Raw genomic sequence first — 17,329 nt, 5'->3', positions numbered from 1 at the left:
ATCGGTGCCGTGACCTTGAAGATCCACATCGATGACAGCGCGCCGCCGTACGAGCAGGTGCGGGCCCAGATCTCCGAGCAGGCGCGGACCGGGGTGCTGCCGGTGGGGTACCGGCTGCCCACGGTGCGCGGGCTCGCGGAGTCGCTGGGGCTCGCCGCGAACACGGTCGCCAAGGCGTACCGGGCGCTGGAGACGGACGGCGTGATCGAGACCCGGGGTCGCAACGGAACCTTCGTGGCCGCGGCCGGCTCCGCCGCGGAACGGGAAGCAGCGGCGGCCGCCCAGGCGTACGCGGAGCGGGTGCGGCGGCTGGGGCTGGCCGAGGGGGACGCCCTGGACGCCGTACGGGACGCGCTGCGGGCGGTCTACGAGGAGTGATCTAGGAAGCGGGCACCCGGTCGGGTGTCCGGGTCACCGTCAGCCCCGCCTTCGTCGCCAGCCGGGCGAACACCGCCGCGTCCCGCACCGCCGCCCCTGTGGGGTCGTTGTTGAAGTACGCGTACACGTCCCGGCCGTCCGGCCAGGTGTCCGCGATCCGGGCCGCCCACGTCGCCAGCGACTGCCGGCCGTAGCGCGGCCACGGCTGGGCCCGGCCCTGGTGGAAGCGGACGTAGCCCCAGTCGGTGGTGCGCCACAGCGGGGTGACCGGGCGGGCCTGGATGTCCGCCCAGCACAGGGCCGCGCCCCGGGACTGAAGGACCTCCCGCACCGACCGCGTCCACCACGAGTCGTGCCTTGGCTCCACCGCCACCCGGGTGCCGGCCGGGAAGCAGGCGAGGCACGCGTCCAGCAGGCCCGGGTCCCCGCGCAGGGTCGGGGGGAGCTGGAGCAGCACCGGGCCCAGCCGGTCGCCCAGTCCCCGCGCGTGCGTCATCAGGCGGTCCACCGGCTCCTCCGGCTCCCGCAGCCGCTTGATGTGCGTCAGATAGCGGCTCGCCTTCACCGCCACCACGAAGTCCCCGGGCACCCGCTCCCGCCACGCCTCGAAGTTCTCCCGGGACGGCAGCCGGTAGAACGCGTTGTTGAGCTCGACCGTCGTGAAGTGGGCCGAGTACTCCTCCAGCCAGAGCCGCATCGGACAGCCCGACGGGTACAGCACGTCCCGCCAGTCCTTGTACTGCCAGCCCGAGGTGCCGACGTAGACGGTCATACCTTCATGAAAGCACTACAGGTACAGGCCCGCGTCCGCCCCGGGCCGCGGCTCCGGCAGTGACGTCGGGGACGTGCCCCGGCGCAGCGCGAACAGCTCCGCCAGGGTGGCGCCCTCGCGGCCCACGCCCTCCTCGGCGCCCAGCCAGCCCACCGCCTCGGTGCGGGTCAGCGGGCCGACCTCGATCCGGGCCAGACAGCGGCCGGGGCGGACCACGGCCGGGTGCAGGCGCTCCAGGTCCTCGTTCGTGGTGACGCCGACCAGGACGTTGCGGCCCTGCCCGAGCAGTCCGTCGGTGAGGTTCAGCAGCCGGGACAGCGCCTGGCCCGCGGTGTGCTTGGCCTCGCCGCGGATCAGTTCGTCGCAGTCCTCCAGGAGCAGCAGCCGCCAGCGCCCCTTGCCGGTGCCGTCCTCCTCGCCGATCGCGATGTCCATCAGATAGCCGACGTCGCTGAACAGTCGCTCGGGGTCCAGGACGCAGTCCACCTGGCACCAGTCCCGCCAGGACCGGGCGAGCGTGCGCAGCGCGGACGTCTTGCCGGTGCCCGGCGGGCCGTGCAGCAGGAGCAGCCGGCCCGCGATGTCCTCCGGGGTGGTCTTCATCAGGCGGTCCATCGCGTCCGCCACCGGCGCCGTGTAGTTGGCGCGGACCTCGTCCCAGGTGCCGGCCGAGATCTGGCGGGTCGTGCGGTGCGGGCCGCGCCTGGGGGAGACGTACCAAAAGCCCATGGTCACGTTCTCCGGCTGCGGTTCGGGCTCGTCCGCCGCGCCGTCCGTGGCCTGGTCGAGGATCTTCTCGGCGAGCTCCGCGCTGGTCGCGGTGACCGTGACGTCGGCGCCGCGGTTCCAGCGGGAGACCAGCACGGTCCAGCCGTCGCCCTCGGCGAGGGTCGCGCTGCGGTCGTCGTCGCGGGCCACCCGCAGCACCCGGGCGCAGGGCGGCATCAGGGTCGCGCCGGACCGTACGCGGTCGATGTTCGCCGCGTGCGAGTAAGGCTGCTCGCCCGTCGCGAAGCGGCCGAGGAACAGCGCGTCGACGACGTCGGACGGCGAGTCGCTGTCGTCGACGTTGAGCCGGATCGGCAGAGCGTCGTGTGGGTTCGCAGACATGCCGTCATGATCCGGCACGAACGCTCCTCGCGCACCGGAATTGCCCCGGACGCCATCCCTGGACAGGGCCGCGGAACTGTTCTCCGCAGAAGCCTGCCCTCGCGCCCGTCACCCCCGTACCGTTGCCCTCGATGGGACGGCATGGGTGGAATTCGGGGGCACGGCGGTGGCGGCTCACCGCGCTGCTCGGTGTGGGGGTGGCCGCTCTGGCCCTGGTGGTGTCCCTGTTCAACTCCCTGCCCGGCGGCGGCGCGAGCACCGAGGGCACCACACGCGACGGCGGCAAGGTGCACGGCACCCCGGCCACCCCGCCGGACGCCACGGATCCGGAGGTGGGCTGGGGGTTCACCCACACCCGGTCCAGCGCCGACGAGGGCGACGCGGCGGCCGTGCGGCGGGTCGAGCGGCGGCTGCCCGACGGGATGCCGCAGATCCAGCACATCATGGGCTGGGGCGCCGACAACCCCGAGCCCGTGCCGGGCCGTTACGACTTCGAGGCGATGGACCGCCGGATCGACTTCGTCCGCGCCTCCGGCGGCACCCCCGTCGTCACCCTGTGCTGCGCCCCGGACTGGATGAAGGGCGGCGAGGCCGGCGTCGACAGCACCGACTGGAGCCAGGCCGCCCTGGAGACCGCGCCCGAGCCGGAGCACTTCGACGACTTCGCCGCGCTCGCGGCGACCGTCGCCCGACGCTATCCGGACGTACGGCACTTCATCGTCTGGAACGAGTTCAAGGGCTTCTGGAACGACGCCGAGGCCCGCTGGGACCACGAGGGCTACACCGAGCTGTACAACCTGGTCCACCGGGCGCTGAAGAAGGTCGACCCGGACATCATGGTCGGCGGGCCGTATCTGGTGATGGACAGCCTCGATCCCCGCGAGGAGCACGCCTCCCCGAGCTTCAGGGGCAGCTGGGGCGCGCTGGACCGACGGGTCCTCGACGCCTTCTCCTACTGGAACGAGCACAAGGCGGGCGCGGACTTCGTCGTCGTGGACGGCTCCAGCTACACCCGGGACGACGAGCTGCTGCCCGACGAGTTCGCGGCCACCGACAAGTTCACGGCCGTCGGAGAGTGGGTGCGCCGGCAGACCGGCGGCGAACTGCCGCTGTGGTGGGCCGAGTACTACGTCGAGCCCGCCGACGGCGACGACAACCGCCACGACTGGTCCGAGGCCCGGCGCGCCGCCGTCCACGCCACCGGACTGATCGCCATGGCCAAGGGCGGTGCCACCTCCGGCTTCTACTGGAACCCGCAGGCCGAGGAGGGCGCCGACTGCCCCGGCTGCCTGTGGACGCCCACCAGCGGCGCGGACGGCGGGCGGGCCCTGCCCCTGTACGACCTGCTGGCCCGGTTCGCCGAGGAGTTCCCGCCGGGCACCGAGTACCGGACGCTCTCCGGCTCGCCGCAGGTCAAGATCCTGGCCACCGACAGGACGGCCCTGGTCGTCAACACCCTCGACCGGTCCACGACCGCCACGGTGGACGGCAGGCGTCTGAAGCTGCAGGCCTACGAGGTCAGGTGGCTCGACCTGGCCACCTGACCCCCTACTTGATCGTCAGGAACCGCTGCACCAGCGAGGCCAGCAGCACCGCCAGCAGCGGCAGCGAGAACCAGAAGCTGCCCTGCAGCCAGCGCAGTTGGCGCACGCTCGGCCGCACCGCCACCCGGACCACCTCGCGCGCCGCCAGCAGCACGATCAGCGCGAGCGCCGCCAGCGCCCCGACCACCGACCAGGGCGTCCAGGTCACCCGGGGTCCGATCGGCCCGGGATCGGCCTCGGGGACCTCGCCGGCGGGCTGCTTGCGCAGCGCGTACATGGTCACGTCCTCGTTGACGAAGACCTTCTTCAGCTCCTGGCGCCGGTCCAGGTTCCGCAGGAGCCGCGGCTCCCAGCTCTCCGAGTAGCCGACGTCCATCCGCAGATAGGTGACCTGACCGCGGTTGATCATCAGGTACGAGTTCGGGCCCGCGTCCTTCAGCGCCTTGACCAGGCCCGACACCAGCACCGGGTCGACCGGCGCGAGCGTCGGCAGGTACTCGACCTTCTCCATGTCCCGCGCGCCCCACGGCATCGACGGCGTCACGACGTTGACCGGGTCATTGCTCAGCCACAGCAGCCGCACACTCGGATCGTCATGGGCGTACACGTACTCCATGGCCGCGACCTCGCCCGGCCGGACCCGCTCGAACGGCTCGTTGCCCCAACGGGCCACCAGGAACCCGCCCATGAGCACCAGGCCCGCCAGGAACGCGGCCAGCGGCGCGAGGCTCACCCGGTCCTTGTCGCGCTCCTCGGCGGTGACGCCGGTGCGCGGGAACAGGGCGAGCCCGGCCAGCAGGGCCGCGCCGGGCAGCGCGAACATGAAGACGCGCAGCGCCATCTCGCCGCCGTAACTCTGCATGCCGAAGCCGAGGAACGGGACGAAGGTGAGGACCAGCAGGGAACGCTCGCGGTACTTGTGGTCGCGGCGGCGCCACCAGCCCCAGCACGCCATGGCCAGCACCGAGCCGGCCAGCAGCACGCGCGTGTACAGCACCAGGGTGTGGGTGGAGCTGCCGCCCTCGATCCGGCCGGAGACCGACGAGGACACATTGGAGCCCACGCCCCCGACCCCGCCGAAGAGTTCGTCGAAGTGTCCCGACCAGTACGGCTCGGCCATGAAGCCGATCCAGGAGACCACCATCACCCCGAACAGCACGGGCAGGCCGCGCAGTTCGCTGCGGCCGGCCAGGACCAGCACCGCCAGCACGCCGAGCATCACGAACGGGGTCAGCTGGTGGGCCGGCACACTCACCGCGAACAGCCCGATGACCACCAGCAGCAGCACCGCCCGCTGCCGCCGGTCCGTCGGCTCCACCTCCAGCTCGCCCGGCCGCATCCTCGTCCAGATCACCCGCGGCGCCCGGAACCAGACCAGCAGGATCGCCGCGAACGCCAGGTAGAGGAGGTAGGTGAAGCCCTGCGGCGAGAAGTAGTCCTGGCCCACCCAGCCGCTCAGCACGAACACCCAGATGCCGGTCCAGCGCGCCCGCCAGCTCGCCCGCAGGGAGCGGGTCAGCAGGAACATCGGGACCAGGTACAGCAGTTGCATGGTCAGCGGCCACCAGCGGATGACCTCGGTGAGATCCGAGACCCCGCAGGACTGCGCCACGAACGCGGCGACCGCGAAGAAGCCGGGCCAGCTCCAGCGCGCGTCCAGGTCCGGTACGGCCGATCCGGTGCGGTCGATGTGGTCGAGGAAGCCCAGATGCTGCCAGGCCGTGGCGAACCGCGGCTCGGTCTCGATCAGCGCGGGCAGGGCGTGCAGCGAGACGACGGTCGCCAGCAGGGTGACCAGCAGCAGGGCCCGGTGCTCACGGCCGAGCCAGAGCAGCGAGGCGAAGACCGTGACCAGCAGCCCGGCGCCGACCAGCGTCGGCATCGGCAGCACGGAGACCAGGCCGAGCCCGCCCATCTCGTCCAGGTCGGCCTCGCCGAGCCGCAGCGCGGGCACCCAGTACAGCAGCAGGGCGGCGGTCAGCAGACAGCCGAGGACGACTCCGATGCGGGTGGGCAGCAGGGTCGGGCCCGTTGTGGCCGGGGGCTCCTCCCGTACGGGCTCCGGCACTTCCGGTACGACCGCTCTCTCCTCCGTCTCGAACGGCGCGTCCACCTCCGGTTCGCGTCTTTCCGCCGGGAGCCCGGCCGCCCAGGTGGGCCGGCGCACCGCGGGCAGCCCGGTGGGCGGGGTGCCGGGCCCCGGCCGGACGTCGGGGCGGCGGTCCAGGTGGTCGAAGTCGACGTGGATGCCGAGCGCGAGGGTTTCGCTGTCCAGCACCCGGGCGGGGCCTCGCCCGGCGGACTCGTGCGCCCCCAGGTCGCCGTCGGCCGCCGGGCCCTCGGGCACCTCGTCCTGGGCGGTCCGCACCGTCCGGTACAGCTTGGGCGCGGCGATGGCCACGATCACCGCCAGCGCGCAGACCTCGGCGACCCCCGCACCGGTCAGCCCCATCCGGGGGAGCAGCAGCAGGGTCAGCCCGAGCACCAGCGCGCACAACAGGCCCTGGAGCCAGGCCAGTCCAGCGGTGCGGCTCTGCGCGCGCAGCACCGCGAAGTACGTCTCCATCACGACCCGCAGCAGCCCGCCGAGGGCGAACCAGCGCAGCAGCGGGGTCGCCGCGTCCGCGTACCCCGAGCCGAACACACCGAGGATCCACGGCGCCCCGAAGAACAGGACCGCCGCCACCGGAATCATGATCTTCGCCATGCGCCTGAGCGCGGCCCGGGTGTTGGCGGCGAGCCGGCCCGGATCGTGCGAGCCCTCGACGGTGAGGGAGGCGCCCATGTTGATGGCGAGCAGGTTGACCGTGCCGCCGATGGTGGCGGTGATGTAGAAGTAGGCGTTGTTCTCGGAGCTGACCTGCGCGGCCACGATCACGGGGATCAGATAGACCACGGCCAGCGAGAACAGCGAGCCGGTGTAGTCGCCCGCGAGGAACCTGCCGATCTCCGGCAGCGAGGGCGGCGCGGCGCGCTCCCCGGTCGACTTCACGTGCCGGGGCACCAGCCGCCGGAACACCAGCCAGCCCAGCGGCAGCACCGAGACCGCGATGGCCGCGACCCAGGAGACGAACACCCCGGTCGTCGGGACAGCCGCCGCGAAGGCGACCAGCAGGCCCAGCTTCACCGCCGAGAACGCGGTGTTGCCCACCGGCACCCACAGCGCGCTGCGCAGCCCGGTCAGCACCCCGTCCTGGAGGGTCAGCAGATTCCACGCGACGACGGCCACGATGAACCCGAGCCCGTTGACCGGCCCGTCCAGGAACCGGTACGACGGCCCCCACAGGTCCAGCGTGACCAGGAAGACGCCCGCCGCCAGCGCCACGAGCACCGAACTGCCCGCATAGGTACGGAGGATCAGCCGTCCGGTGGCCCGGCCCGCGACCGGGATGAACCGGGCCAGCGCCCCGGTCAGGGTCACCGCGGTCAGGCCCGCGAGGAACTTCATCGCGGCGATCGCGGCCGAACCCTGGCCGACCGCCGACTCGGAGTAGTAGCGGGCCGCGGCCAGCCAGAAGCCGAGACCGAGCACCGCGGAGATGCCGGTGTTGAGCATCAGGGCGTAGGCGTTGCGGAACAGCGGGCTGCCGCGCCCCGACTGCTCGGGCGGCTCGGTCTCGGACTGCGGGGTCTCGGTCGTGGTCGTCGTGTCAGACACGGGAACGGATGGCCTTCCGGCGGACCTGTCGGGCTCTGCGGACCATGGCGTAGCCCTTGGTGAGGGCGCGGTCCCGGGCGAACGTACGGGTGAGCGCGCGGCCTTCGAGCAGCCGCAGGAACTCCTCGGCGTCCGTGCCGCGCCGCACGGTGACCCGGCGCAGCGCGTACGGTCCCTGCCGGCGCCGGGCGAGGACGTTGCCGACGGCGAGCGCCTGGGCGTACCCCGTCTCGCGCACCGCCTCGCGCACCCGGCGGCTGGAGTAGCCGTACGGGTAGGCGAACGAGGCCGGGGCCGCGCCGAGCCGGTCCGAGACGATCTCCTTGCACAGGATCAGCTCCCGGCGCAGCGCCTGGTCCGGGAGTTGGTCGAGTTGCGGGTGGGTGTGGCTGTGGCCGCCTATCTCGACCCCGGCGGCGGCCAGTTCACGGACCTGGTCCCAGTCGAGCATGGTGTCCGGGGCGCCGCCGGTGTCGTACGGGCCGCGCAGCCAGCCGGTCGAGACGAACACGGTGGCCGGGAAGCCGTGCTGGGCGAGCACGGGCAGGGCGTGCCGGTGCACGCCTTCGTAGCCGTCGTCGAAGGTGATCAGCACGGGCCGGGCGGGCAGCGGGCGTCCCGTGCGCCAACAGGCGGCCAGCCGGGCCGTGCCGAGCGGGGTGAGGCCGAGATCCGCGACGGCCGCCATCTGCTCGGCGAACGCCTCGGGCGTCACCGACAGCGTGCGGGTGGCCTCGCTCGGCTCGGCCGACACGGCGTGGTACATGAGGACCGGCACACCTGGCTCACCCATCCCCGCCCCCTCGGCCGTCGCCGATCGCCGCCACCGAGTACGTCACCGCACCCCGGCGCGCCCGCACGCTCCCGACGACATACCCACCGGCCGCGGTGAGCACCCCGGCGACGATCGCGCCCGCCCGGCCCGCACCCCCCGGCCGGGCCAGCACCGCGTCCCGCAGCCCGCGGACCACCCCGGCCGGCAGCACCCGGGTGGTGTACCGGCGCTCGGACTCCAGTCCCTTGTCCGCGCCGACACTCCGGGCCACCAGCGCCTTCGACAGGCCCTCGGCGTAGGTGCGGGTGCGGAAGTACCCGAAGTGCTCACGTGCCTCGGGCACCCGGTGGTGGATCACCGCGCGGTCGTCGATCAGCAGCACGGCGTCGGGCCTGGCCCGGCTGAGCCGGATGCACAGCTCCGTCTCCTCGCAGCCCAGCGGGCGCTTGTCGCCGTCGCGCCCGATACCGGTGGCGAAGCCGCCCGCCGCGTCGAACGCCGTACGCCGGAAGGAGGCGTTGCCGCCGAGGACGTTGCGGACCCGGACCCGCCCCGGCGGCAGGCCGCGGTAGGTGCAGCCGACCACCCAGTCGAACTCCTCGGGGAACCAGGCCGGCCGGCGGCCCGAGGCCCAGATCGGCTCGGTGCGTCCGCCGACCGCCATGACCCGCGGGTCGGCGTAGGAGGCGGCGAAGTGCCGGAGCCAGTCCCGCTCGGCCACGGCGTCGTCGTCGAGGAAGGCGATCACCTCGCCCCGGGAGGCGGCGATACCGGTGTTGCGGCCGGCGGACAGGCCGCGGGGACCCGCGTTGGCGAGCACCCGTACGTCGGTGGCTTCCTTGTACTCCTGGGCCAGGCGCTCCCGCAGCGGGCCGTTGTGGTCGACGACCAGCAGCGTCTCCAGCGCCGGGCGGGACTGCGCCCGCACCGAGGCGACCGCCGCGAGGATGTCCTCCCAGCGGTCCTCGGTGTAGACGCAGATCACCACGGAGATGCCGGGACCGCTCAAGACACCTCTCCCCGGACCGAGTCGAGCAGCACGGAGCGCCCGGCGCGGCGGCGCAGGGCCCGCCGGTTGGAGCGTTCCCTGAGGATCACGTTGAGCACCCGGAACCCGTCCCGCACCGCGCGCAGATTGCTGGTGCCGTGGATGCGCAAGTACTCGTGGCTGGGTATCTCCTGCACCTTCAGGCCCGCCTTGACCACCCGGATGTTCATCAGGGTCTCCACCTCGAAGCCGGTGCAGTCGAGGTCGATCTTGTCCAGGCAGTGCCGCCAGAAGGCGTTGTAGCCGTAGCACAGGTCGGTGTAGCGGGCGCCGAACTTGCGGTTGACGATCGTGCACAGCGCCCAGTTGCCGAGCTTGCGGACGAAGGTCATGTCGTCGGTGCCGCCGCCGTTGGCGAAGCGGGAGCCCTTGGCGAAGTCGGCGCCCGAGACCAGCGCCGAGACATAGCTGACGATCTCCTGCCCGTCGGCCGAGCCGTCCGCGTCGACCATCACGATGATGTCGCCGGAGCACGCCTCGAACCCGGTGATCAGGGCATCCCCCTTGCCCTTGCCCCGCTGCTCCACGACCTTCACCTCCGGCCACAGGGAGCGGGCCACTTCGACGGTGCCGTCGGTGGAGTTGCCGTCGACCAGCACCACTTCGTGGATCCAGTCCGGCAGGGTCTTGAAGACGTACGGCAGGTTCTCCGCCTCGTTCATGGCGGGGATCACCACGCTCACCGGCGGCGCTATCGCCAGATGCGAGGAGACGGGCCGGTAGGTCCGGGCCGTGCGGTATTCGTACTCGTCACCCGTGGTCGCCGGGCGCAGAACTGAGCTCATGAGTCTGGTCCCTCTCGTCCGGTGGACCGCCCGCCCCTGGGGCGGCCCGGCTGTGTGTCCGGTTCGAAAGGGGGGTTATTACTGGCATAGCTCATCGGCTCCCGCGAAGCGGCAGCCGATTGCGCGGCACGCCTCGGTCACCCGTACTCGAAGTACGCCGGCCGAGTGCGGCACCCCCCTACCGCGCCCCGCGCCGGCTGCCACCGCGGCCCTGAGCCCTCCCCTGGTCCGCTGAATGGTGGTCCGATGCGGGTGAGATGTACGACGATATTGACGATTGCGTCTGTATGGCAAGACCTGGAACGAGGCCTCACGTTTTTGATGGTTTATCCGTTACCGCCGACCTGACCTGATCTTTCCCACCTTCTTGAGCAGCCGGTCGGCGGGCTCGAACAGCTCCGGCCGGGACACCACGACATTGCGCAGGGCCCGTACCGGGGCACGGCGTGCCCGGTGTCCGAACGCCACCGGGTGACGCCGTGTCACCCATCCCTCGGCCACGCTCAGTTCACGCGACTTCAGGGAGTCCTTGTATTCCTTCCGGCCCCGGCCGAGGTCCAGATGGGCGATGCCGTCCGCGGCGGCCGCCTCGGCCATCCGCAGGTGCAGCACCAGGCCGGGGGAGTACTTCGAGAACGCCGGGTCGTACGCCGGGAACCAGCAGGCCAGCACCCGCTCGCTGCGCAGCCCGAAGTGCGCCGCGATCGGCTTGTCCCCGGCGTACAGCACCGACAGGACCCCGGCGAACGACTCGGTGCGGGTGTGGAACAGCTGCTCCACCAGGCGGGTGATCCAGTCCTGGGCGAACCGGTCGCTGCGCCCGGTCCTGCGGTACTGCGCCGACTTCCAGCCCATCAGGGTGCGCAGCGCGGCCGGGTCGCGCTCGTCGTGCACATACCGCACGCCCGGGTGGTCGCGCCCCAGCCTGCGCTCCTTGGCGAGCGTGGTCCGGGTGAACTTCGGTGCCCGCTCGCGGAGTTGGCCGAGGTACACCTCGTAGCCCTGCTCCACGTCCATGACCGGTGACGGGAAGGATCCGGTGGCCCCGGCGCGGAACGCCGGCTGGCCCTCGACGAGGTGGTCGAACTCCCACACCGCGAGCCCGCAGGCGCGCAGCAGTTCCCTGGCGTCCCAGGTGAACCCGGGCCGGTGCACCACGCCCTGGGCGTCGGAGACCCCGAGCCCGACGGCCCGGCCCACTCCGCCGGCCGTGCGTTGGTAGGCGAAGTACGCGGCGGGCTCGCCGGACTCCCGTACGACGGCGATCCGCACGCCGGAGCGGCAGCGGCCGACGGCCAGCGCGAACTCGGGTGACAGGAACGGGTTCGCCAGCTCGGGCGAGCCGTGCAGATGGGCCTTGGACTGCATCGCCGTCCATGCCGTCCGGTCGGCGGCCGTCAGCTCGCCGGGACGGTACACGCTGATGTCCACGTCAGGGATTCCGCTTTCTTTCCGTACGGCCGCGCAGCCGTCGCGCCAGAACCAGCAGGAAGAGCAGGGAGCTCAGCGCGGTCACGGCCACGATGCCGCCGGTGGCCGACCACTGGTGCAGGGTCAGCATCCCCTGGGCCACCAGCATGTTGACGACGACCGCGCCCGCCAGCGAGGCGAGCGTCCGGCCGAAGGGGTCGAGCCCGCGCAGGGCGGCGGCGATGGCCGCGGCCGGTGCCGCGAGCAGGAAGAACAGCGTGAGCGGGCCGCGCAGCGGGGAATCGCTGTCGGCCAGCGCGAGCAGCGCTCCGGCCGCCCCCACGGCCGTCGCGGCGCCCGCCAGCAGCGGCGCCAGGTCCTCAGGTCCCGGTCGCACGCGCTGAACGCCGTCCGATGAAGATGACTTCAGCCTGAACGTCTGCATTGGCGACTTTGCCCCCCGAAGCGCCGGATGCCGGGCTTCAATGTGGCGCAGGCCCGCGACGGCGTCAAGACGGCGAGGGGGGCGCACGACTGAATTGTTGACATGCACACTTCCCGTCAACACGCGTAGCTGCTACCACAGTTATGGCAGAGATCCTGCTAAAGGGAGGTTCCATGAGACGTTCCCGAATCGCCGCTTACGTCAGCGCACTCCTCCTCGCCGCCGGCGCCGTGCTCACCGGCGCCGGCCCGGCCCAGGCAGCCCCCGGCCCGTACGTGGCCCTCGGCGACTCCTACGCCTCGGGCGTCGGCGCCGGGAGCTACATCAGCTCCAGCGGTGACTGCAAGCGCAGCACGAAGGCCCACCCCTACCTCTGGGCGGCCGCCAACTCACCCTCGTCGTTCGCCTTCACCGCCTGCTCGGGTGCTCGAACGGGTGATGTTCTGGCCAACCAGCTGGGCCCGCTCAGCTCCAGCACCGCCCTGGTCTCCATCAGCGTGGGCGGCAACGACGCCGGGTTCGCCGACGTCATGACGACCTGTGTGCTCCAGTCCGACAGCTCCTGCATCTCCCGCATCAACACCGCCAAGGCGTACGTCGACTCGACGCTCCCCGGCAAGCTCGACAGCGTCTACTCGGCGATCCGCGCCAAGGCCCCGTCCGCCCGGGTGGTCGTGCTCGGCTACCCGCGCTTCTACCAGCTCGGCCAGGCCTGCCTCGGCCTGTCGGAGACCAAGCGCAAGGCCATCAACGACGCGGCCGACTACCTGGACGCCGCCGTCGCCCGCCGCGCCGCCGCGCACTCCTTCACGTTCGGCGACGTCCGCCCCACCTTCACCGGCCATGAGATCTGCTCCGGCAGCTCCTGGCTGCACAGTGTCAACTGGCTCAACATCGGTGACTCGTACCACCCGACCGCGGCCGGCCAGTCCGGCGGCTACCTGCCGGTCCTCAACAGCGCGGCCTGATCCTTCAGTCGCTCGGCGAGGGTGAAGGGGAGACCCCGTCCGTCGGGGTCTCCGTCACACACGTCACCGAGAACGGCACCGGTTCCGACGTCGTCTCCACCGGATCCCGGACCTCGACACTGATCTCGTTCTCGAACGTACCGCTGTCCGAATCGTCGGCGGATGTCGTCACGAACGCGCGGTCCTCCTTGGTGCGGGAGCCGCCCTCGGGGAACGACAGCGTCTTCCAGCCCTGGTCCATCACCTCGCCGTCCCGCGACACCCAGCGATAGCTGACCTCCGCGGGCAGCCGGCCCACCGTGAACGTCGCCGTGAAGGCCGGGGCCTCGGCCTCCGGCGGCGGACAGGCACCCTCGTACTCCGTGCGCGAGCCGGCCAGGGAGACCTCCACCGACTGCGGCGGCGGGCTCGACTCCGTCCGCGTCTCGCTCGGCGTCGGCTCCGGGGTGCTGTCGTCCGCCGTCTCGGACGGGGTCGCCTCCGGCTCCGTCTCCGCCTGGCTGGTGGTGCCGCTCCCGGCGCGGCCGCCGTCCTTCTCGCCGTTCAGCAGCGCCCACATCACACCGGCCAGCGCCAGCGCGAGCACCGCGAGACCGGCGACCAGGACGACGGCGGCACGGCGGTTGCGGCCGGGGCGCTCCTCGGCGGTGGGGTGGGTGCGAGCGGTGGCCGCCGCGGGGTAGGGCAGGGGCGGGGTCGGCGGCGGCTCCCGGTGCCCGGCGAGGGTCGGGGCGTACGGCGACGCCCGGACCGTCCCCGCCCGCGGGGTCCCGCCCGAGCCGACGATCCGCAGCTCCTGCTCCGCCCGCTCCGCCGGCAGCCGCTCGGCGGGGTCCTTGCGCAGCAGCCCTTCGATCACGGGCGCGAGCGGACCGGCCCGGCGCGGCGCCGGCAGCTCCTCGTCGACGATCGCGCGCAGGGTGGAGAGCGGGGTGTCCTGGCGGAACGGGGAGTTGCCCTCGACGGCCGCGTACAGCAGCACACCGAGCGACCACAGGTCCGACTCCGGTCCCGGCCTGCGCCCCAGCGCCCGCTCCGGCGCGAGGAACTCGGGCGAGCCGATCACCTCACCGGTCATCGTCAGCGCGGAACTGCCCTCCACCGTGGCGATCCCGAAGTCGGTGAGCACCACACGGCCGTCGTTCGACAGCAGGACGTTCGCCGGCTTCACGTCCCGGTGCAGCACCCCGGCCTCGTGCGCGGCGCGCAGCGCGGCCAGCACCTCGGCCCCGATGTGCGCCGCGCGCCGCGGGGGCAACGGGCCCTCGGAGTCCAGGAGTTCGGCCAGCGAGATACCCCGGACCAGCTCCATCACGATCCACGGCCGGCCGTCCTGCACGGCCACGTCGTACACCGTCACCACATTCCGGTTCGCGACCCGGGCCGCCGCCCACGCCTCGCGCTCCAGACGGGCGTACAGCCGCTCCACATCGGCGGCCGGCAGACCGTGCGGCGCCCGCACCTCCTTGACGGCGACCTCGCGGTGCAGCACCTCGTCCCGGGCGCGCCAGACCGTCCCCATGCCGCCCTCGCCGAGGGGGGACAGGAGACGGTAGCGGCCCGCGATCACTCGTTCACTGCCCGGTGCGTCGGACACGGGCGCCCCCATTCGCATGCGCGCGAAATCACCTTTTCCTCACAAAGTAGCTCAACCGAGTGCGGATGCCGCCCCCTTGAGCACCAATCCGACCCCAAGAGCTACGACGACCACCGCGGACACCAGCGGTGCGGTACGGCGGACCAGGGCCGCCGACGGGCGGGCGGCCCAGCGCGGGCGCCGCTCCAGCGCCCGGCTCGCCCCGCCTCCCAGGCGGACCACGGCGAACCCCGCGGCGCTGAGGGTGAGCGCGAGCCCGACGCCGTACGCCAAGACGAGCAGCAGCCCGAACCAGGCGTGCCCGAGCGCCGCGGCCCCGACCAGGACCACGACGGCCGAGGGACTGGGCACGAGCCCTCCGGCGAACCCGAGGAGGATCGTGCCGCGCACGGTGGGGGCGGTGGCGTGGGTGTGCGTACGGCCCCCGTGGCTGTGGCGATGGGTGTGGGTGACCGGGTGGGCGTGCTCGTGGGCATGCGCGCCGACCAGGACGGGCGTGCGCGCGGGCACGTGCGCCGGGGTGTGCGTGTGCCGGTGGCTCCGGCCGCGCCAGGCCCGCCGTACGAGCGTCGCGCCCGCGGCGGTGACCAGGGCGCCGCCGGCGATGCCCAGCCAGCCGATCACGGCCGGTGCCGCGGTGGAGCCCGCGGTGATCAGCAGCCCCAGGGCGACCACGCCCAGCGTGTGCGTGACCGTCACCGAGGCGGCGAGCGGCAGGACGTCCTTCAGCCGGGCGCGTCCACCGCGGGCCGCGGCCACCGCCGCCATGAGCGTCTTGCCGTGGCCCGGCGCGAGGGCGTGCAGGGCGCCGAGACCGACCGCGACGCACAGGGCGAGGGCGGCGAAGCCGACGGTGAGGTCGCTGCGGGCCACCAGGGAGTCCAGGGCCCGCGTCCAGCGGTCGGCGCCGCGCGGCAGCACCGAGGCGGCGGGCGCGTCCCGCTCCTGCCCGGCCAGCGCGGGACCGCCCGGCCGCACGCTCAGGGAGGCGGCCGCGGTGTCGGCGGGGGAGGAGAGCAACTCCTCGGGATAGTCGCTGAGTTCGCGGGACAGCGACTCCTCGGGTACGTCGGAGGCGGTGAGCGTCATCCGGTCGCCGCGCGCGGTGACCTCCCGCCAGCCGGGCCCGGACTCGGCGCCGGCGGCCCGGAAGTCCAGCGCGAGGCTGTCGGCGTCGGGCAGCGGAGCCGACAGCACGCACTCGACCCGGAGCGTGTCGAGCCCGGCCTGTCCGGGCCCCCGGCGGGCGTGACTGGTCTCCACGGTGAGGGCGACGCTCCGGCCGTCGACGGTGAGGGCGCTGTCCCGGGCGGCGGTGGCGCACCGCCGCCCGGCCCAGGCGTCGAGGCCCAGCCGTTCGACGTCCGGCTTCGCCTGCGTCGCCGGGATCTCGGCCAGGTCCTCGACATGGTGCACGCGCAAGGTGCCGGGCGCGGCCACGAGTCCGTCGTAGCGGTTCACCGTGAAGTTGCCGAGGGGGTGCGCGCTCGCGGACGGGGAACCGGCCAGCACCAGCGCGCCGACGGCCGTGAGCAGGGCCGCGCCGGAGGCGACCGTTCGACGGAGGGTCACTCGCCCGCCTCCAGATCCTTCAGGGCGGTACGGGCCTCGCGGGCGCCGAGCGGGGAGAAGCCCGGGTTGAGGCGCAGGGCCGCCGCCAGGTGCTTCCGCGCCTCCCGCTCGTGACCGGTGGCGCGCTCGATCATGCCGCGATGGTGGAGGAACGCGGCGTTCCGGTAGCCGGTCGCCGTGGCCCGGCGCGCGTAGGGCAGCGCCTCCTCGGCACGGCCGCTCCTGTGCAGCGCCCAGGCCAGGGCGTCCGCGGTGTGCACGGTGCGGCGCCGGTCCCACTCGGCGCGGGCCGCGCGCAGGGCGGTGTCGGGGTCGCCGTGGTCGGCGGCGGCGAGCGCGGTGTCGAGGTCGGCGTTGACGCCGTTGGCCCGGGCGAGCGCGGTCCACGCGTCGACGAGGGCGTACTGGTCACGGGCGCGCTCTTCCCGGCCGGCCGCCTCGTACAACTCGCCGAGCACCACGAGCGGCCCGGGGAGCGGCGCCCGCTCGACGACGGCCTCCATGCCCCGTACGGCCGCTTCCGGGTCCCCACCGGCCGCCTGTGCGCGGGCGCGGCCCTCCAGCGCGGGCAGATAGGTGTCGTCGGCGGCGAGGGCGCGGGCGAACCGGCCCAGCGCCTCCTCGTAGTCGCCCTGGCTGAAGGCGAGTTGGCCGAGCTGCGTGGCCACGTACGCCACGTCCGGGGGAGCGGTGGCGGAGGAGAGGGCCTGCTCCAGCACGCGCCGCGCGGTCCCCACCTCGCCGCGCAGCTCGTGCACGTAGGCGTACCGGGTGAAGACGGGAACGCCCGGCCGGCGTGCGTCGGCGGTGTCGGCGGCCTGTGCGGCGGCGTCGTAGCGGCCGAGTTCGGCGAGGGCGTCGATGCGGGTGGCCAGGGCGTGCTCGTTGTAGGGGTTGGCGGCCAGGGCCCGGTCCGCGTACCTGAGGGCACCGGGGAAGTCATGCCGGGCGGCGGCCAGGGCGGCCTGCCCGGCGAGGGCCGGATCATTACCGGGCTCCACCGCGAGCGACCGCTTCAGCGCCCGCTCGGCGTACGGGTAGCGGGAGGCGTCGCCGGTCGTGCGGGCCTGTTCCACGTACGCGAGACCAAGGGTCGCCCATCCGGTGAAATCCCGTGGCTGGACCCGAAGATGCTCCTGAAGCGCCTCAAGGTCACCGGACCTCAGTGCCACCGGCGACACAGCGGCGACGCCACGCTCCGGAGCACCCTGGCCCCCTCCGAAGGCAACGGCCCCGGCGGTAAGCGCAACGGCCAACAGCCCGCCAC

Annotated in this window: 14 protein-coding genes; 3 read left to right on the top strand and 11 right to left on the bottom strand. The window is 73.1% G+C overall.

The annotated features are described in order from the left end of the window. Positions 1-9: 9 nt before the first annotated feature. Positions 10-378 carry a GntR family transcriptional regulator gene (locus ACWD1Z_RS21730; protein WP_451120884.1) on the top strand — a complete coding sequence of 123 codons (369 nt, stop codon included), beginning with the start codon at positions 10-12 and terminating at the stop codon, positions 376-378. Between the two features lies 1 nt (position 379). Here the strand turns inward: ACWD1Z_RS21730 and ACWD1Z_RS21725 are convergent, their stop codons facing one another. Both ACWD1Z_RS21725 and ACWD1Z_RS21720 read right to left on the bottom strand, forming a co-directional pair. Continuing rightward, positions 380-1,150, bottom strand: coding sequence for a DUF72 domain-containing protein (locus ACWD1Z_RS21725; RefSeq protein ID WP_451120882.1), 771 nt, complete (start codon positions 1,148-1,150; stop codon positions 380-382). Between the two features lie 15 nt (positions 1,151-1,165). Continuing rightward, a complete protein-coding gene (locus ACWD1Z_RS21720) occupies positions 1,166-2,260 on the bottom strand; it encodes a DUF5925 domain-containing protein (protein ID WP_451120880.1) in 1,095 nt (364 codons plus the stop codon). 131 nt (positions 2,261-2,391) lie between these two features. Between ACWD1Z_RS21720 and ACWD1Z_RS21715 the strand changes: the two genes are divergently transcribed. Further along, on the top strand, positions 2,392-3,804 hold the full coding sequence (locus ACWD1Z_RS21715) for a GH39 family glycosyl hydrolase (protein WP_451120878.1): 1,413 nt from the start codon (positions 2,392-2,394) through the stop codon (positions 3,802-3,804). A gap of 4 nt (positions 3,805-3,808) precedes the next feature. Here the strand turns inward: ACWD1Z_RS21715 and ACWD1Z_RS21710 are convergent, their stop codons facing one another. The 6 genes from ACWD1Z_RS21710 to ACWD1Z_RS21685 all read right to left on the bottom strand — a co-directional run bounded on the left by ACWD1Z_RS21710 (position 3,809) and on the right by ACWD1Z_RS21685 (position 11,877). After that, positions 3,809-7,462, bottom strand: a complete 3,654-nt coding sequence (locus ACWD1Z_RS21710) for a lipopolysaccharide biosynthesis protein (RefSeq protein WP_451120876.1) — start codon at positions 7,460-7,462, stop codon at positions 3,809-3,811. After that, positions 7,455-8,255, bottom strand: coding sequence for a polysaccharide deacetylase family protein (locus ACWD1Z_RS21705; protein ID WP_451120874.1), 801 nt, complete (start codon positions 8,253-8,255; stop codon positions 7,455-7,457). The genes ACWD1Z_RS21710 and ACWD1Z_RS21705 overlap by 8 nt, the downstream gene beginning before the upstream one ends. Continuing rightward, positions 8,248-9,246 carry a glycosyltransferase gene (locus ACWD1Z_RS21700; protein ID WP_451120872.1) on the bottom strand — a complete coding sequence of 333 codons (999 nt, stop codon included), beginning with the start codon at positions 9,244-9,246 and terminating at the stop codon, positions 8,248-8,250. The genes ACWD1Z_RS21705 and ACWD1Z_RS21700 overlap by 8 nt, the downstream gene beginning before the upstream one ends. Beyond that, positions 9,243-10,070 carry a glycosyltransferase family 2 protein gene (locus tag ACWD1Z_RS21695; protein ID WP_451120870.1) on the bottom strand — a complete coding sequence of 276 codons (828 nt, stop codon included), beginning with the start codon at positions 10,068-10,070 and terminating at the stop codon, positions 9,243-9,245. The genes ACWD1Z_RS21700 and ACWD1Z_RS21695 overlap by 4 nt, the downstream gene beginning before the upstream one ends. Positions 10,071-10,403: 333 nt before the next feature. Beyond that, the gene (locus ACWD1Z_RS21690; RefSeq protein WP_451120868.1) at positions 10,404-11,501 is read right to left on the bottom strand and encodes a GNAT family N-acetyltransferase; all 1,098 of its coding nucleotides are present in this window, start codon (positions 11,499-11,501) and stop codon (positions 10,404-10,406) included. 1 nt (position 11,502) lies between these two features. Then, the gene (locus ACWD1Z_RS21685) at positions 11,503-11,877 is read right to left on the bottom strand and encodes a hypothetical protein (RefSeq protein ID WP_451120866.1); all 375 of its coding nucleotides are present in this window, start codon (positions 11,875-11,877) and stop codon (positions 11,503-11,505) included. Positions 11,878-12,098: 221 nt separating this feature from the next. Between ACWD1Z_RS21685 and ACWD1Z_RS21680 the strand changes: the two genes are divergently transcribed. After that, positions 12,099-12,893 (top strand): SGNH/GDSL hydrolase family protein, encoded by a 795-nt coding sequence (locus ACWD1Z_RS21680; RefSeq protein WP_451120864.1) that lies wholly within the window; start codon positions 12,099-12,101, stop codon positions 12,891-12,893. A gap of 4 nt (positions 12,894-12,897) precedes the next feature. Here the strand turns inward: ACWD1Z_RS21680 and ACWD1Z_RS21675 are convergent, their stop codons facing one another. From ACWD1Z_RS21675 to ACWD1Z_RS21665, 3 genes are read right to left on the bottom strand one after another with little or no spacing between them, the layout of a single operon-like run. Then, a complete protein-coding gene (locus ACWD1Z_RS21675; protein ID WP_451120862.1) occupies positions 12,898-14,508 on the bottom strand; it encodes a serine/threonine-protein kinase in 1,611 nt (536 codons plus the stop codon). Between the two features lie 33 nt (positions 14,509-14,541). Continuing rightward, positions 14,542-16,062: a nickel transporter gene (locus tag ACWD1Z_RS21670; RefSeq protein WP_451120860.1), complete on the bottom strand. Its 1,521-nt coding sequence runs from the start codon at positions 16,060-16,062 to the stop codon at positions 14,542-14,544. Beyond that, the gene (locus tag ACWD1Z_RS21665; RefSeq protein ID WP_451120858.1) at positions 16,059-17,138 is read right to left on the bottom strand and encodes a tetratricopeptide repeat protein; all 1,080 of its coding nucleotides are present in this window, start codon (positions 17,136-17,138) and stop codon (positions 16,059-16,061) included. The genes ACWD1Z_RS21670 and ACWD1Z_RS21665 overlap by 4 nt, the downstream gene beginning before the upstream one ends. Between the last annotated feature and the right edge of the window lie 191 nt (positions 17,139-17,329).

It is taken from the genome of Streptomyces sp. NPDC002784 (genome assembly GCF_053592135.1).
Note: the sequence above shows the minus strand (reverse complement) of the source record. Positions and strands in the feature narration are given on the sequence as shown.

Excerpts from the sequence above, each read along its gene's own strand:
- ACWD1Z_RS21725 (WP_451120882.1), bottom strand. The coding sequence starts at position 1,150 with ATGACCGTCTACGTCGGCACCTCGGGCTGGCAGTACAAGGACTGGCGG.
- ACWD1Z_RS21720 (WP_451120880.1), bottom strand. The coding sequence starts at position 2,260 with ATGTCTGCGAACCCACACGACGCTCTGCCGATCCGGCTCAACGTCGAC.
- ACWD1Z_RS21715 (WP_451120878.1), top strand. The coding sequence starts at position 2,392 with ATGGGACGGCATGGGTGGAATTCGGGGGCACGGCGGTGGCGGCTCACC.
- ACWD1Z_RS21705 (WP_451120874.1), bottom strand. The coding sequence starts at position 8,255 with ATGGGTGAGCCAGGTGTGCCGGTCCTCATGTACCACGCCGTGTCGGCC.
- ACWD1Z_RS21695 (WP_451120870.1), bottom strand. The coding sequence starts at position 10,070 with ATGAGCTCAGTTCTGCGCCCGGCGACCACGGGTGACGAGTACGAATAC.
- ACWD1Z_RS21680 (WP_451120864.1), top strand. The coding sequence starts at position 12,099 with ATGAGACGTTCCCGAATCGCCGCTTACGTCAGCGCACTCCTCCTCGCC.
- ACWD1Z_RS21675 (WP_451120862.1), bottom strand. The coding sequence starts at position 14,508 with ATGCGAATGGGGGCGCCCGTGTCCGACGCACCGGGCAGTGAACGAGTG.